This is a genomic window from Blautia sp. MB18-30 (assembly GCF_023669475.1).
Taxonomy (GTDB): Bacteria; Bacillota; Clostridia; order Lachnospirales; family Lachnospiraceae; genus Blautia_A; species Blautia_A fusiformis.
In genome coordinates this window covers 49,590-65,466 of sequence record NZ_JAMOYY010000005.1, presented here as the reverse complement: position 1 = coordinate 65,466, position 15,877 = coordinate 49,590, and the positions used below count along the sequence as shown (strand labels likewise).

Here is a 15,877-nt window from a genome sequence, read left to right as displayed (position 1 = left end):
GAGAGGAAATATGAACAAAAACACAGAGTTCAAACCTTACATTCCTGCGGAGAAAATCACTCCGGAGCTCACAGTTACATCTGTGATCATGGGATGTATTCTTGCTGTCATCTTCGGCGCAGCCAATGCTTACCTTGGTCTTCGTGTTGGTATGACAGTATCTGCTTCCATTCCGGCGGCAGTTATCTCCATGGGTGTTATCCGCGTGATTCTTCGCAGAAACTCCATTCTGGAGAGCAATATGGTCCAGACTATCGGTTCAGCCGGTGAGTCTCTTGCAGCAGGTGCTATCTTCACCATGCCTGCACTGTTCCTCTGGGCAGAGGAAGGACTTACAAGCAAACCAGGCATCGTTGAGATCACTCTGATCGCACTTTGCGGTGGTATCCTTGGTGTACTTTTCATGGTACCCCTTCGTAATGCCCTCATTGTTAAAGAGCATGCAACTCTTCTCTATCCGGAAGGAACTGCCTGCGCAGACGTTCTTCTTGCCGGTGAGGAAGGCGGAGCAAATGCTTCCACAGTATTCTCCGGTATGGGACTTGCAGCTGTCTTCAAATTTGTTGTTGATGGACTGAAGCTTCTTCCGGCAGATGTTTCTGCAGCATTTAAATCCTTCAAAGGTGAGATCGGTATGGAGGTTTATCCGGCACTTCTCGGTGTTGGTTATATCGTAGGACCGAAGATCGCATCCTACATGTTTACCGGTTCTCTTATCGGCTGGATGGTCATCATTCCGCTGATCTGCCTGTTCGGACCTGATACATGGATGTATCCGGCAGCAGAGGGAACGACCATTGCCCAGCTTTACGCAAACGGCGGAGCATCAGCAATCTGGTCTACTTATGTTAAATATATCGGCGCAGGTGCTATCGCAACAGGTGGTATCATTTCCCTGATCAAATCCCTGCCGCTGATCGTTACAACCTTCCGTGACTCCATGAAGAGCATGAAGGGAAGCAAGAACACAAGCACAGAGAGAACCGCACAGGATCTTCCGATGCAGTTCATCCTTCTCGGTGTTATAGCAATGGTATTTATCATCTGGATCGTTCCGGCAATCCCGGTAACTCTTCTTGGTGCATGTATCATCGTAGTTTTTGGATTCTTCTTTGCAACAGTATCTTCCCGTATGGTAGGTCTTGTAGGAAGCTCCAACAACCCGGTTTCCGGTATGGCTATCGCTACTCTTCTGATTGCTACATTTGCGATCAAGAGCTCCGGTAAAACAGGTATCGACGGAATGACAGCAGCGATCGCTGTTGGTTCTGTTATCTGTATCATCGCAGCGATCGCCGGTGATACCTCTCAGGACCTTAAGACAGGATACCTTCTCGGTGCTACACCTAAGAAGCAGCAGATGGGCGAGATGCTCGGTGTTGTTGTTTCCGGTCTTGCTATCGGCGGTGTTCTGTATCTTCTGGATGCAGCATGGGGCTACGGTACAGCAGAGATCCCTGCGCCACAGGCTCAGCTTATGAAGATGATCGTTGAGGGAATCATGGGCGGAAACCTTCCATGGGGACTTGTATTTGTAGGTGTATTCCTTGCAATCTGCCTTGAGATCCTCCGTATCCCGGTAATGCCTTTCGCAATCGGTCTTTACCTTCCAATCTACCTGAACGCAACCATCATGATCGGTGGTATCGTTCGTGGATTACTTGACAGCAGAAAAGGTGTTGACGAAAAAACCAAGACAGCTCAGTCCACAGATGGTACCCTGTACTGTGCTGGTATGATCGCCGGCGAGGGTCTTGTTGGAATTCTTCTTGCGATCTTTGCAGTTGTCGGTATCAGCCTTGATATGTCCGGCGTTGTAAACCTTGGAAATATCGGCGGCGTTGTGCTGATGATCATCATGATCCTGTCACTGCTTAAATTCTCTATCTGGAGAAAGAAGAAAGCCTGATGAGAAAAAACAAAAAGGATAAGAAACAGGATATCAACTATCTTGATCTGATCCCGGAAACAAACCAGTCGATCCGGTGGCACCGGGACCTGAAGCAGCGGATCATTCTTGAGATAGAGAATAAGGGTATGTTCAATACCATCGCGCAGAAGGTTTTTGGCAAGCCAAGGTTTTCCAAGGTTCATCTTGATGAAATGGGAACTTTTATCTGGCCTGAGATCGATGGAGCCAAAACCGTGCAGGAGCTTGCCCTGCTGGTGAAAGAGCATTTCGGAGATAAGGCAGAACCGCTTTATCCGAGAATCGTAAAATACTTTCAGATAATGGAAAGCTATGAATTTGTTCATTTTATAAATAAAAAGACAGAAAAATAGCATGGAGAACGGGAACGGACGCAGAATAGTGTACGGTCCCGTTCTTTTTATGACACGTCAGTGCGGGAAACTGATGCAGTTGTCATATGATACTATAGCATTTCTGGGATTTTCACAGCGGAATAGAAATATTGAGGACATTTCAAGACAGAAATTCCGGGAATTGCTGTAAAAAATGAAAGGAGCACTTTATGAGTCTTGTGAAAAAAAAGGACTGGTATCTGGATTATCTTCTGATCATAGTAGGAACCGGGCTGATGGCACTTGCCATCAATTCCGTTTTTGATGCAACCGGGCTGGTAACAGGCGGCTTTTCCGGTATAGCGATCCTGGTGAAGCACTGGACCGGTGAGATCATAGATGGCGGGGTTCCGCTGTGGCTTACCAATATCACGCTGAACATTCCGCTGTTTTTTCTGGGATGGCGGATCAAAGGCTTTTCCTTTGTAAAAAAAGCTCTGGTCGGTGAGATCTCCCTCTCAACCTGGCTTGCCATTCAGCCGGTGTGGAATATTGCGGGAGATGATCTCCTTCTGGCTGCTGTATACGGTGGTGTGATCTTGGGAATCGGCATTGGAATGGTTTTCCTTGGACAGGGAACCACAGGCGGAACGGATATGATGGCAGCACTGATCCAGAAGTATATGCGTCATTATTCCATCGCACAGATCATGCAGTTTATTGATGGGCTTATTGTGATCGTAGGAATGTATGTGTTCGGTATCCAGCGGGCCCTGTATGCCATCATTGCGGTTTATCTGGTAACAAAAGTATCCGACAGTCTGATCGAAGGTCTGAAGTTTTCCAAACAGACATTTATCGTCACGGAGAAGCCGGATGAGGTTGCCAGAGTCATTATGGAAGACCTGGATCGCGGAGCGACAGGGATCTGTGGCAAGGGGATGTATTCCGGTCAGGAGAAGACGATCATCTTCTGTGTGGTAAACAAAAAGGAAATTGTGAAGCTGAAAGAGCTGGTAGATGATATTGATCCCAACGCTTTTGTGATCGTTTCCGATGCAAGAGAAGTTCATGGAGAAGGTTTTATAGAGAAAAATTAGGCGGATTTCAACAAAAATTTGTAAATTTTTTCAGTTTTACTCTTTCATTTTTGGTGATTTTGTATTAAAATAGCCATAGATAAAGAGGGAAAGACAGAAGATAAGCATACACATAAGTGAGAAGGGATTGAACGGAATGATATCGAATCAGGTGTTACAGAATACGCTCGAGGGACTTAAAGAAATATCAAGGACGGAATTTTGTGTCATTGACACAGACGGCAAGGTACTTGCGTCTACCTTTTCTGATTTTGAGATCCAGCCGGCAGATATCCAGGCTTTTGTAGAATCCCAGGCGGACAGCCAGCTTGTCAAGGGATTTCAGTACTTTAAGGTCTGTGATGATTATCAGTTGGAATATGTCCTGGTAGCCCACGGAGATGATGAGGATACTTATATGGTAGGCAAGCTTGCAGCCTTCCAGATCCAGAATCTGATCGTTGCGTACAAGGAGCGTTTTGACAAAGACAGCTTTATCAAGAATCTTCTTCTTGATAATCTTCTTCTGGTGGATATTTACAACAGAGCGAAGAAACTTCATATTGAAGCAGATGTCCGTCGTGTAGTTATGATCCTGGAATTGAACCAGGAGAAAGATCACAGCTCTGTAGAGAGCGTGAAAAGCCTTTTTGGCGGAAAGAGCAGAGATTTTATCACTGCTGTTGATGAGAAGAGCATCATTATAGTCAAGGAACTGGAAGAGGGAGAGGGCTATCCGGAGATGGATAAGCTGGCTCATACGATTATGGATACTCTGGATCTGAATAAAGATGGTGAGGATGTCCACATGGCATACGGTACCATTGTCAATGAGTTGAAAGAAGTTTCACGTTCCTACAAGGAAGCGCGTATGGCCCTTGATGTAGGCAAGATCTTCTTCGGAGACAGGGAAGTTATCGCATACAGCTCACTTGGAATCGGACGTCTGATCTATCAGCTGCCTATTCCTCTGTGTAAGATGTTTATCCGCGAGATCTTTGACAACAAATCTCCGGATGATTTCGATGAGGAGACACTTGTCACCATCGATAAATTCTTTGAGAACAGTCTGAACGTATCGGAAACTTCACGTCAGCTGTATATCCACAGAAATACGCTGGTATATCGTCTGGATAAACTCCAGAAGAGTACAGGCCTTGATTTGAGAGTGTTTGAGGATGCCATTACATTTAAGATCGCGCTGATGGTTGTTCGATATATGAAATATATGGAGACCTTAGAGTACTAATAGCATTCGGAATGCAGGATGATAGTTTGATATATTAAGGCAACATATTAGAACTTTTAAACTGCCGCTTATTCCTTCCCGGAATAGGTGGCAGTTTTTGTATGAGCGTTTTTCATCATGGAATATTGTTGTAAATGTCCCTCCTGTTTGGAAGCATTCACGAAGTGTGTTACTGAGAACGGAGTGAGCAGTAACGAATTCACATGAACTTCACAGATAACATCCATGACTCTATTGTAATTTTGGTATTTTTACGTTAAAATAAATAATTTGAAGAGGGCTGTTGCTTACTGTTCACTGGTAATATTCCGCGGAGCGCATTAATGAGAATGGAGTGAACAGGTTACTGTTCACTGATAATGTCCCGCGAGGTGTTTTTTGTGAGCGAAGGTCACAGAAAACCCGAGACATATCGCGCGAATTTATGCGATCAGCATAAATTCTGTGCATCGCGAAGCGGGTTACTGAGAACGGAGTGAACAGTAACGTGAACAGTAACCGTTGTAGGGCCCGGGAAATTTATTCTTGCATTTAAACAGAATATATATTACAATAATGTTACAAAAAAATTAAGAAAATTATGTTTTTATAATATAGAGGAGGATATATATGATCGATCTTGTAGATGTGAGCAAATCTTACGGCCCGGGTCTTCCGGCTGTGAATCATGCGAACTTACATGTTGATAAAGGGGAATTCGTATTTGTAGTAGGAAGCAGTGGCTCCGGTAAATCCACACTGATCAAGCTTCTGATGAAAGAACTGGATTCTACCAGCGGAACGATCACAGTCAGCGGGGAACGTCTGGAGAAGATGAAACACAGACGCGTTGCCAAGTATCGCAGAAAGCTTGGGGTAGTATTTCAGGATTTCCGTCTTTTAAAAGACCGTAATGTATATGAGAATGTAGCATTTGCGCAGCGTGTCATAGGAAGACCTACCCGTGTGATACGCAAACGTGTGCCGGAGGTTCTCCAGGAGGTAGGACTTGCAGGAAAGTATAAGGCATACCCGGATGAGCTTTCCGGTGGTGAGCAGCAGAGAGTTGCTCTTGCCAGAGCACTGGTAAACCGCCCGGACATCCTTCTGGCAGATGAGCCGACCGGAAACCTGGATCCGAAAACCTCCGAAGAGATCATGGCTCTGATGGAGCAGATCAATGACAGAGGAACCACAGTTCTGGTAGTTACCCACAATAAGGACATCGTCAATGCCATGCGCAAGCGAGTAGTCACCATGCACAACGGCAAGATCATCAGCGATGAGAAAGAGGGAGGATATCATGAGGCCTAGTACGATCTGGTATACCCTGAAGCAGGGCTTTAAGAATATAAAAAGAAACTGGATGTTTTCCCTGGCATGTATCATCACGATGGCAGCCTGCATTTTTCTGGTAGGCATTTTCTATTCCATCGTGAACAACGTCGGTAATATTGCCCATAAGGTGGAAGAAGAAGTACCGATCACAGTATTCTTTGATGAGGGCACTTCAGAGGAAGAGATCCAGGCGATCGGCGATGCTATTCAGTCCAGGCCGGAAGTGGCCAGGATGGACTATCAGTCCGCAGATCAGGCATGGGAAGAATACAAACAGAAATATTTTGGAGATGAAGATGCGGCAGATGGATTTAAAGATGATAACCCTCTTGCCAATTCATCCAATTATCAGGTATATCTTAATGATATTACCAAGCAGACAGAACTGGTGAATTATATCCAGGGACTGGAACATGTCCGGAAGGTAAATCAGTCTGAACAGGCATCCAGGACACTTGGTTCCATTAACAAGCTGGTTTCTTATGTGTCGATTGCCGTGATCGCAATCCTTTTGATCATTTCCATATTCCTGATCAGCAATACAGTATCTATGGGTATTTCTGTCCGCAAGGAAGAAATCGGAATTATGAAATACATAGGAGCTACAGATGCTTTTGTACGACTGCCATTCCTTCTGGAAGGTATGATCCTCGGTGTGATCGGTGCGGCGATACCGCTGATCTGCCTGTTTTTCCTGTATAATTCCGCTGTAGAGTTTATTCTGACAAAATTCAATGTATTGACAGGAATCGTGGATTTCATTCCGATCTGGCAGATTTATGAGGGTCTGGTTCCCATGGGACTTGGACTTGGTGTGGGAATCGGTCTTTTGGGAAGCTTTTTCACAACAAGAAAACATCTCAGAGTATAACCAAATAGCAGAGAATCTTATGTATCCGCATGATGTGTGATCATAAGATATACAGCGGCTGTCGGAATATCGGCAGCCGTTTTCGGTATATAAAAACCGGACGGCGCACAGAGGAGTACAGAAAATCTGTGATCTTATCGGCTTTACCGGCTGTGCAGAAGAAAGGAAAAATATGAAAAATAAAGAATTCAAAAAAGGTATAGCCATTGGAGTGGCAGCAACGCTGGTTGTGACAGGCGCTGTTTTTACCAGCTATCAGAAAGTACTGTTTCCGAAAGGCAATGCGCTTTCCGATGTGAAAACGGTTCAGAAGCTGAATTACCTGGAAGAACTGATCGATGAAGAATATCTGGATGAAAAAGACGAAAGCAGCCTGCGTGAGGGGCTTTATGCTGGCCTGCTTGCCGGCCTGAAGGATCCGTACTCCACCTATTACACAGCAGAACAGTATAAAGAGCTGAATACTTCCAATGAAGGCTCCTACGTAGGGATCGGTGCCGTTCTTCAGAAGGATGACACCGGAGGGGCAAAGATCATACAGCTTTATGAGGGCGGCCCTGGAGAACAGGCGGGACTGAAAAAGGGAGATGTGATCAAGGCAGTAGATGGAGCTGATGTTACAGACAAAGAAACTTCCGATATTGCTTCCATGGTCCGTGACAGTGAGAAAGATTCCGTAATGCTGACCATACAGCGGGAAAACGAAGAGAAAACCCGGGATGTCAAAGTGGAGATCCGGGATGTGGAGATTCAGACCGTTTCCCATGAGATGCTTTCCGGAGACACCGGCTATATCCGGATCTCCGAATTTTCTGAGGTGACCAGCGATCAGTATAAAAAAGCATTTGCAGATCTGAAGGATCAGGGAATGAAGAAGCTGGTTGTGGATCTCCGTGATAATCCGGGAGGCCTTCTTACTGCAGTCTGCGGCGTACTCCGCCAAATACTTCCGGAAGGACTGATCGTCTATACAGAGGACAAAAACGGAAAAAGGGAAGAGGAAACCTGCGACGGAAAAAATGAACTGGACATGCCGCTGGCTGTTCTGGTAAACGGAAACAGTGCCAGTGCATCGGAGATCTTTGCGGGGGCGGTAAAGGACTACGGGATTGGAACGATTGTAGGAACAACTACCTATGGGAAGGGCGTGGTGCAGACCATCCAGCCTCTTACCGATGGCAGTGCGGTAAAGATCACCATCGCAAAATATTTTACGCCAAAGGGCAATGATATCAACAAAAAAGGAATCACTCCGGATGTGGAAGCAGAGCTTTCCGGAGACATCACAGACTGGACAGAACTTACACATAAAGAAGACGCGCAACTTCAGACAGCCCTGAAAGAGATCGGACAGAGCTGACGCGTTCGGAGGGGAGAAAAAATGATAACTTTACAATTATTGCAGCAGATCATCGTATTTTTTCTGATGATGTCCTGTGGATTTACAGTGGTAAAATGCGGACTTATCGATGCAAAAAGCAGCAGGACACTTTCAGTCATCTGTATCTACATCATCATGCCCTGTGTAATGATCAATGCTTTTCAGATCGAATATTCCAGAAGCATCCGGAATGGCTTCCTTCTGGCAGTGGCAGCGGCCATCCTGATCCATATTTTTCTTCTGGTATTTGTACAGATCATCGGCAAGCCACTGAAATTAAGTGTGGTAGAAAAAGAATCCATCATCTATTCCAATTCCGGAAATCTGGTGATCCCTCTTGTAACGGTAGTTCTTGGTGAAAAATGGGTGATCTATGCCAGTGCTTTCCTGAGTGTGCAGATGATCCTGATGTGGACCCACGGACAGTCGCTGATGGAGGCGAAGGCCGGCATCAACTGGAAAAAAATCCTCTGCAACATCAATCTGATCGCTATTGTCCTTGGCATCGTTCTGTTCTTCACGCAGATCAGACTGCCGGTGATTCTTGGAAATACCATGAGCCAGATTTCAGCCACCCTGGGACCTGTATGTATGATCATGCTTGGAATGACCATGACGGAGGTAAAATGGAAAGATATTTTCAGCCATTCCAGGATCTATCTGATCACGATCTTGAAAATGGTGGTGACTCCGCTGCTCATACTGTTGTTTTTGAAGTATCTGCCCTTGGCTTCAATGGTAAAGGATGGAAAAACCATTCTGCTTATCAGTCTGATGGCAGTGATCACACCGTCGGCAACAACGGTTGTACAGCTGGCACAGCTCTACGATCAGGACCCGGTCTATGCCAGCACCATCAATGTAATGACAACGCTGGTAAGTATCATAACCATGCCACTGATGGTCATGTTGTATCTTGCCTGAGCATCTCAGGGAATCGTTACGGATAACTTTGTGTCAGGCAACATGCTTTGCGGATATTACGAAAATGCAGACGGAGAGGTGATCTCTCCGGAAGAGGAGAAAGTAAAGGCAGCATTGACTGAAAAGATCGGAGATACCTTTACCTGGATCTCTACTCCTGGAAAAGACATGCGCCTGATGTATCATAATTTTGGTGTTGTGAGAGAAAACAAAGAGCTGATCCGCCACAGAATGTTCATGACAAAATTAAAAGACGGCTGTGAGGAAGAATATAAAGCCCGTCATGACGGACTTGTGGCGCAGAGAGGCGAAACAATAGATCCGGGCCCGGACAGCAACTTCAGCATCTGGAGTGCAGGCGGATATATTTTTGGATATGATGAGATCGACACAACCATGGAAGTGGAAGAAACACCGGAAGCAAGAGAGGCAACCATCGCATGGGAGACACGCCAGCTCGGGATCATGGACTGGATCACCAACGATGTGGACTGGATGACAAAAGAAGTACATCCGTCCAGTGTACGTCTTGCATGGCATAATTAAAAAATGGGAAAATAAAAAGGAAGGAGGCCGGGGCTTTGTTTGGAGGCAGCCCCGGCAGTATGAAAAAGAAAAAAGTGTTATCAAAGGTAGTACCCTTTGCACATCTAATAATATACTCATATTTTGTGGTCATTCTGTGACGTCATTCTGAAAAAAGTATGAACAAAAAAGAAAAAATAACTGAACTCAAATCTTAACAATTCTTAAACTTTCCATATTTAGTTGAAACCATACGCCCCGACTGTTATACTGTGACTAGCAGATGTTAGCAGGAGAAGAATATGTTTTATTCCTGATATCAATAAAATAATGAGGCGTGAATTTATGAAACGTTTTTGGAAATATGTAACAGGGATCGTACCTGCGTACGGGCTTTTTCCCCTTGTTTTTTCATTTGTATTTAACTGTCTTGTATATTCCGGTTCAAGGGCGATCGCAGGCGGTTGGTATCATCACAATATAGAAAGTAATCTTGATCTGCGGCTCCCATTTGTGCCGCAGTTTTTGATTATCTATTTTGGCTGTTATGTATTCTGGGCAGTGAATTATATCCTTGCGGCAAGGCAGGAGCGGGAACAGGTTTACCGTTTTTTTACTGCGGATATTATATCCCGTTGTGTGTGTCTGATCATATTTCTGGCATATCCCACTACCAATACAAGACCGGTGATCGAAGGAAACGGAATCTGGGATCTGCTGGCCGGCTGGCTGTATTCCATTGATGCGGCAGATAACCTGTTTCCATCTATCCATTGTTTGGTAAGCTGGTTCTGTTTTCTGGGGATCAAGGATCAGAAAAGAATTCCGACATGGTATAAGGGGGTATCGTTTACACTGGCTGTGCTGGTTTTTCTGTCTACCATTTTTACCAAGCAGCATGTACTTGTGGATGTGGCAGGTGGTGTGATCCTGGCTCAGGTATGCTTTATTCTGGGACAGAAAACAAAACTCTGGCATATTTATGAACGGTTTGGAACTAAAATTGAAAAGAAGATCAACAGCTATACAGAAGGTGTCAAGTGATGAAGAGCAGAAAAAAGATCATATTTAACGGAGTGTTCCTGGCAGTAGTTTTTGCCCTGACTATCTACGGCGTTTTTCATGGAGAAGACCTGTCTTCCATGATGGATGCCATACATAGGGCAGATAAACGGTGGCTGCTTCCGGGAATTGTACTGGTAGCATTTTTTATCTGGGGGGAATCCATCATTATCTGGTATATGATGCGTTCCAGCGGGATCCATCTGAAAAAAAGAACCTGCTTTCTGTTTTCGTCTGTAGGATTCTTTTTCAGCTGTATCACACCATCCGCCAGCGGCGGACAGCCCATGCAGATCTACTATATGAAAAAAGAGAAGATTTCCATTCCGGTGTCAACGGTGATCCTGATGATCGTGACGATTACCTATAAGCTGGTGCTTGTGGTGATCGGTATTGGGATCGCGATTTTCGGAAGAGGATTTCTTCACAAATATCTGGAAGGAATCCTGCCGGTGTTTTATCTGGGGCTGATGCTGAATATCTTCTGTGTCACTTTTATGACCATTCTGGTATTTCATCCGCTTTTGGCAAAAGCGATCCTGGTGAAGGGCATGAAGCTTCTGGAACGGTTTCATCTGATGAGGAAAAAAGAGGGACGGCTGAAAAAACTGGAAGCTTCCATGGATACTTACCGAAATACTGCGGCATATCTGAAGAATAATTCGCTGGTGATCGTTAAAGTGATAGGAATCACTTTTATCCAGCGTATGGCACTGTTTGCAGTAACCTGGTTCGTATATCAGGCTTTTGGACTCCATGGAACCGGTTTCTGGGATATCCTTTTTCTCCAGGCAGTGATATCGGTATCTGTGGATATGCTGCCGCTTCCGGGAGGAATGGGAATCAGTGAGACTTTGTTTCTTACCATTTTCAGTCCGGTATTCGGTGGCCTGCTGCTTCCGGGAATGGTGCTTAGCAGAGGGCTGGGATATTACGGAGAGCTGCTGATCAGTGCGGTGTTTACTGCGGTGGCTCAGCTCACTATCGGAAAAAGGAATCCTGAAAAGATTTGATCGAATGCAGATCGCGGAGATCTGCTTGACCCAGATCAGGTAAGTCCCCTGTGGGACTGTGAATATAGCCTGACATGAAAAAGAAAAAAGAGGTGTGCAAATGATAGGATTTTATGATTATACGGTAATAATGACTTACATAAGCGTAGTTTCTTCCATGATCGGAATCTTCTGCGCTGTGACGGACCATATTTCAGCAGCGGTGTGCTGTCTTGCATTTTCCGGACTGTGCGATATGTTTGACGGAAAGATCGCAAGAACTAAGAAGAACAGAACGGAGGAAGAGAAATGCTTCGGGATCCAGATCGATTCCCTTGCAGATATCGTCTGTTTCGGGATCCTTCCCATTGTGCTGGGATTTAAGCTTGGAATGTGTCATATTTACGGAATAGCTATTCTTTTATTTTACGGTCTGGCAGGCCTGATCCGTCTGGCATACTTCAATGTTATGGAGGAAAAACGTCAGAATGAAACCTCCGAAAACCGAAAATATTATCAGGGACTTCCCATCACATCCATGTCTGTGGTCCTGCCGCTTCTGTTTGTGGTATCCCTGCTTTTTCCGGAGTATAAATGGTTTGTGGTGCTCCTTCATATCGCAATGCTGACGGTAGGACTTCTGTTTATCCTGGATTTTAAATTCCGTAAGCCCACCAACAGGGAGCTGGTGATCATTGTTGCGGTAGTTGCTGTGGCAGTTCTTCTTGTACTTTTCTACAACGAAGGATGGTGGAAGTTCAATTATCTCTATAAGCTTTCCATGGAGAGAGGTGGTAATCTATGATCCGGACAGCGGACAGAATGGGGCATATTACAGAGGAGGATTCCTTTCAGAACAACCTTCTGGAAAAAATCTACGGTTCTGTAGCCGGACGCATGCTGATACGTCCACTGGTCACTCCTGTTGTTTCCATTGCCATGGGAAAGCTTCTGGATTCCAGGCTTTCGGCAGCAGCGGTGAAACCCTTTATACGGTTCAATCATCTGGATATAAGTGATTATGAAAAGCGTAAATACATCTCTTACAATGATTTTTTCAAGCGGAAGATCCGGGAGGGTGCCCGCCATATTGATATGGAACCGGGACATTTTATCAGTCCCTGTGACTGCAGGGTGAGTGTGTATCCGGTAGATGAAAAAGCCCGTCTTCATATCAAACAGACCGAATATACCATAGATGAGCTTCTCAGGAATCCTTCTCTTGGAAAAAGATATCAGGGTGGCTATGTGTGGGTGCTTCGTCTCTGTGTTCAGGATTATCACAGATATATTTATCCGGACAATGCGGCGGAGTCCGGACGCATCAGGATCCCGGGGATCCTGCATACAGTCAACCCCGTGGCCAACGATGTCTATCCGATCTACAAGGAAAACAGCAGAGAGTATTCTCTTTTGAAAACAGAGAATTTCCGTACCGTGCTGATGATGGAGGTAGGTGCTCTTCTTGTCGGAAGAATCGAAAACCGGCCAGGGAAAGCATTTGTGAAACGGGGAGACGAAAAAGGGAATTTTGCTTTCGGCGGCTCCACCATTGTGCTGATCACCGAAAAAAATGCGGTAAAGCCGGATGAAGATATTTTAAACAATTCCCGTGAAGGAATTGAAACAAGAGTATTTATGGGAGAAAAGATCGGAGAATCCTTTTAGAGGGTTCTCCTTTTTTGCGGATAAAATTAAAAAAATGAAATTACGTTCACACACACAACACAAACCTGTGATATATTATGAGCAGTAGCAAAGCGGAATGGAAATATCCGCTTTAGAATGAACCGGAAGTAAAAGCTCAGCTTTTTGTAAAGAGGGATGATACAGAGCATTTCGGGCTGTCAGCAGCTGTCCGGAACAGCGACTGAGAAACGGAGGAAGATAGAATGGATGCATTAAAAATTCTTGTAGTAGATGACGAGAGCAGAATGAGAAAACTGGTAAAGGATTTTCTCACCAAAAAGAATTTCCAGGTACTGGAAGCTGGTGACGGTGAGGAGGCCATGGATATTTTTTATAAAGAAAAGGACATTGCGCTTCTGATCCTGGATGTGATGATGCCGAAGATGGATGGCTGGGAAGTATGTCGTGAGATCCGCAAAAATTCCAAGGTTCCCATCATTATGCTGACAGCAAGAGGAGATGAGCGTGATGAGCTTCTGGGATTTGAACTCGGGGTGGACGAATATATCTCCAAACCCTTCAGCCCCAAGATCCTTGTAGCACGTGTAGAAGCCATTCTTCGAAGAACGGGACAGAGCAACCCGGATGAGATACTTTCAGCAGGTGGGATTGTCATTGACAAGGCAGCGCATCAGGCAACGGTAGATGATAAACCGATGGATCTGAGCTTCAAGGAATTTGAGCTTCTGACTTATTTCCTGGAGAATGAGGGAATCGCTCTTTCCAGAGAAAAGATCCTGAATTCTGTGTGGAATTATGATTATTTCGGAGATGCCAGAACCATTGATACTCATGTCAAAAAACTGAGAAGTAAAATGGGCGATAAGGGCGAGTATATCAAGACAGTCTGGGGGATGGGCTATAAGTTTGAGGTAGGAGAATGAAAAAAACGAAGGAAAAAATAAAAAAGATCCACAGTCTCCGCCATCAGATCACAGCATACTTTATCGGTCTGCTGTTTTTATCCATTCTGACTATTACCGTGATCAACGGAGCCTTTCTTGAAAAATATTATGTGACAAAAAAGATCGATGTACTTCTGAATCTCCGAACAACTCTGGAAAATACAGATATTGACAAGATGATGAACAGCAACAGCTCGAAAGGTATGGAGAGTATTCCCGATGAGATCCAGAGAGCCTGCTCCAGAAACAATCTTTCCTGGGTTATCATTGACAGCAGCAATACTAGCTGGCTTTCCTGGGGCGAAAATGAAAAAATGCTTCAGAGCAAGCTGTTCGGATATGTCTATGATCTGGATGAGGACGGAGATAAGAGCCGGACCTTGAAGCAGGGTGACAATTATACCATCCAGCAGTCGCATGACCGTTTTGCGGGAATGGATTATGTGGAATGCTGGGGACAGCTGGATGAGGAACATTATTTTATCATAAGGACACCCCTTGAGAGCATCCGGGAGAGCGCTGATATTTCCAATAAGTTTTACTTTGCGGTAGGTCTGATGATCATAATCTTAAGTGGTCTGGTCATTATGGTCGTGACCAGGAGGATCACCCGTCCCATCAGTGAGCTTACGGAACTTTCCAGAAAAATGTCAGATCTGGATTTTGAGGCAAAATACGAGAGCAAGGTCGGCAATGAGATCGATGTTCTGGGAGATAATTTCAACCGGATGTCCTCACAGCTGGAGACTACCATCAGTGAACTGAAATCTGCAAATAATGAATTGCAGCGTGACATTGAGGACAAGATCAAGATCGACAAGATGCGAAAGGAATTTCTGGATAACGTGTCCCATGAACTGAAAACTCCCATAGCCCTGATCCAGGGCTATGCAGAAGGCTTAAAAGAAAATATTTCTGATGATCCTGAGAGCAGAGAGTTCTATTGCGATGTCATTATGGATGAAGCCTCCAAGATGAATAAACTGGTAAAAAATCTTCTCACACTGAATCAGCTGGAATCCGGCAAAGATGCAGTTGTAATGGAGCGGTTTGATATCGTATCCCTGATCCGCGGCGTGCTTCAGACCATGAATATCATGATCGGGCAGAAGAATGCAAAAGTGATCTTTGAGGCGGAGAAGCCGGTTTATGTATGGGCCGATGAGTTTAAGATCGAAGAGGTTGTGACAAACTATGTAAGCAATGCCCTGAACCATCTGGAGGGAGAGAAAGAAATCGAGATCAAGCTGCAGGATGAGGGTAACCGTGTGAAGATCAGTGTGTTTAACACAGGGACTCCGATCCCTGAGGCAGATGTACCGAATCTCTGGAATAAATTTTATAAAGTTGATAAAGCGAGAACCAGGGAATACGGCGGAAGCGGTATCGGTTTATCCATTGTAAAGGCCATCATGGAAAGCATGAACCAGGAATATGGCGTACAGAACTTTGATAATGGCGTGGAATTCTGGTTTACACTGGACCGGAAATAATAAAACTTTACCGTGATAATGTGAAAAAATGGGCGGCAGCAGAGAAAAGTCTTTGCAACCGCCTGTTTTTGCGTTATACTAAAGCAATGTAAATCGAAGGTGAGAGAGGAATATCGAGATACAAAAGAGCAGGAGGAAGCATTATT

General features: G+C 44.9%; 15 protein-coding genes. All 15 read left to right on the top strand.

Features of this window, described 5'->3' with window-relative positions; all coding sequences use genetic code 11:
- Positions 1-10 precede the first annotated feature (10 nt).
- The 15 genes from NCY57_RS03660 to NCY57_RS03590 all read left to right on the top strand — a co-directional run bounded on the left by NCY57_RS03660 (position 11) and on the right by NCY57_RS03590 (position 15,731).
- Positions 11-1,909: an OPT family oligopeptide transporter gene (locus NCY57_RS03660; RefSeq protein ID WP_044961039.1), complete on the top strand. Its 1,899-nt coding sequence runs from the start codon at positions 11-13 to the stop codon at positions 1,907-1,909.
- A complete protein-coding gene (locus NCY57_RS03655; protein WP_021650789.1) occupies positions 1,909-2,283 on the top strand; it encodes a PqqD family protein in 375 nt (124 codons plus the stop codon). Before NCY57_RS03660 ends, NCY57_RS03655 begins: the two co-directional genes overlap by 1 nt.
- 191 nt (positions 2,284-2,474) lie before the next feature.
- Positions 2,475-3,344, top strand: coding sequence for a YitT family protein (locus tag NCY57_RS03650; RefSeq protein ID WP_022426731.1), 870 nt, complete (start codon positions 2,475-2,477; stop codon positions 3,342-3,344).
- 136 nt (positions 3,345-3,480) lie between these two features.
- The gene (locus tag NCY57_RS03645) at positions 3,481-4,572 is read left to right on the top strand and encodes a PucR family transcriptional regulator (protein WP_015526970.1); all 1,092 of its coding nucleotides are present in this window, start codon (positions 3,481-3,483) and stop codon (positions 4,570-4,572) included.
- A 609-nt stretch (positions 4,573-5,181) separates the two neighbouring features.
- Positions 5,182-5,865 (top strand): cell division ATP-binding protein FtsE, encoded by a 684-nt coding sequence (gene ftsE / locus NCY57_RS03640; protein WP_015526972.1) that lies wholly within the window; start codon positions 5,182-5,184, stop codon positions 5,863-5,865.
- On the top strand, positions 5,855-6,760 hold the full coding sequence (gene ftsX, locus NCY57_RS03635) for a permease-like cell division protein FtsX (protein ID WP_015526973.1): 906 nt from the start codon (positions 5,855-5,857) through the stop codon (positions 6,758-6,760). Before ftsE ends, ftsX begins: the two co-directional genes overlap by 11 nt.
- Positions 6,761-6,932: 172 nt before the next feature.
- Positions 6,933-8,120, top strand: a complete 1,188-nt coding sequence (locus NCY57_RS03630) for a S41 family peptidase (protein ID WP_173745730.1) — start codon at positions 6,933-6,935, stop codon at positions 8,118-8,120.
- A gap of 21 nt (positions 8,121-8,141) precedes the next feature.
- Positions 8,142-9,065, top strand: coding sequence for an AEC family transporter (locus tag NCY57_RS03625; RefSeq protein WP_250789493.1), 924 nt, complete (start codon positions 8,142-8,144; stop codon positions 9,063-9,065).
- Between the two features lie 30 nt (positions 9,066-9,095).
- A complete protein-coding gene (locus tag NCY57_RS03620) occupies positions 9,096-9,611 on the top strand; it encodes an L-rhamnose mutarotase (RefSeq protein ID WP_250789492.1) in 516 nt (171 codons plus the stop codon).
- A gap of 324 nt (positions 9,612-9,935) precedes the next feature.
- Positions 9,936-10,634 (top strand): phosphatase PAP2 family protein, encoded by a 699-nt coding sequence (locus NCY57_RS03615; protein WP_044961052.1) that lies wholly within the window; start codon positions 9,936-9,938, stop codon positions 10,632-10,634.
- Complete coding sequence (locus tag NCY57_RS03610; RefSeq protein WP_250789491.1) at positions 10,634-11,665, top strand: lysylphosphatidylglycerol synthase transmembrane domain-containing protein; 1,032 nt, start codon at positions 10,634-10,636, stop codon at positions 11,663-11,665. Before NCY57_RS03615 ends, NCY57_RS03610 begins: the two co-directional genes overlap by 1 nt.
- 100 nt (positions 11,666-11,765) lie before the next feature.
- On the top strand, positions 11,766-12,449 hold the full coding sequence (locus NCY57_RS03605) for a CDP-alcohol phosphatidyltransferase family protein (protein WP_021650799.1): 684 nt from the start codon (positions 11,766-11,768) through the stop codon (positions 12,447-12,449).
- Positions 12,446-13,312 (top strand): phosphatidylserine decarboxylase, encoded by an 867-nt coding sequence (locus tag NCY57_RS03600; RefSeq protein ID WP_250789490.1) that lies wholly within the window; start codon positions 12,446-12,448, stop codon positions 13,310-13,312. The genes NCY57_RS03605 and NCY57_RS03600 overlap by 4 nt, the downstream gene beginning before the upstream one ends.
- A gap of 224 nt (positions 13,313-13,536) precedes the next feature.
- Positions 13,537-14,217 carry a response regulator transcription factor gene (locus NCY57_RS03595; protein WP_015526981.1) on the top strand — a complete coding sequence of 227 codons (681 nt, stop codon included), beginning with the start codon at positions 13,537-13,539 and terminating at the stop codon, positions 14,215-14,217.
- The gene (locus NCY57_RS03590; RefSeq protein WP_021650802.1) at positions 14,214-15,731 is read left to right on the top strand and encodes a sensor histidine kinase; all 1,518 of its coding nucleotides are present in this window, start codon (positions 14,214-14,216) and stop codon (positions 15,729-15,731) included. The genes NCY57_RS03595 and NCY57_RS03590 overlap by 4 nt, the downstream gene beginning before the upstream one ends.
- Positions 15,732-15,877 lie beyond the last annotated feature (146 nt).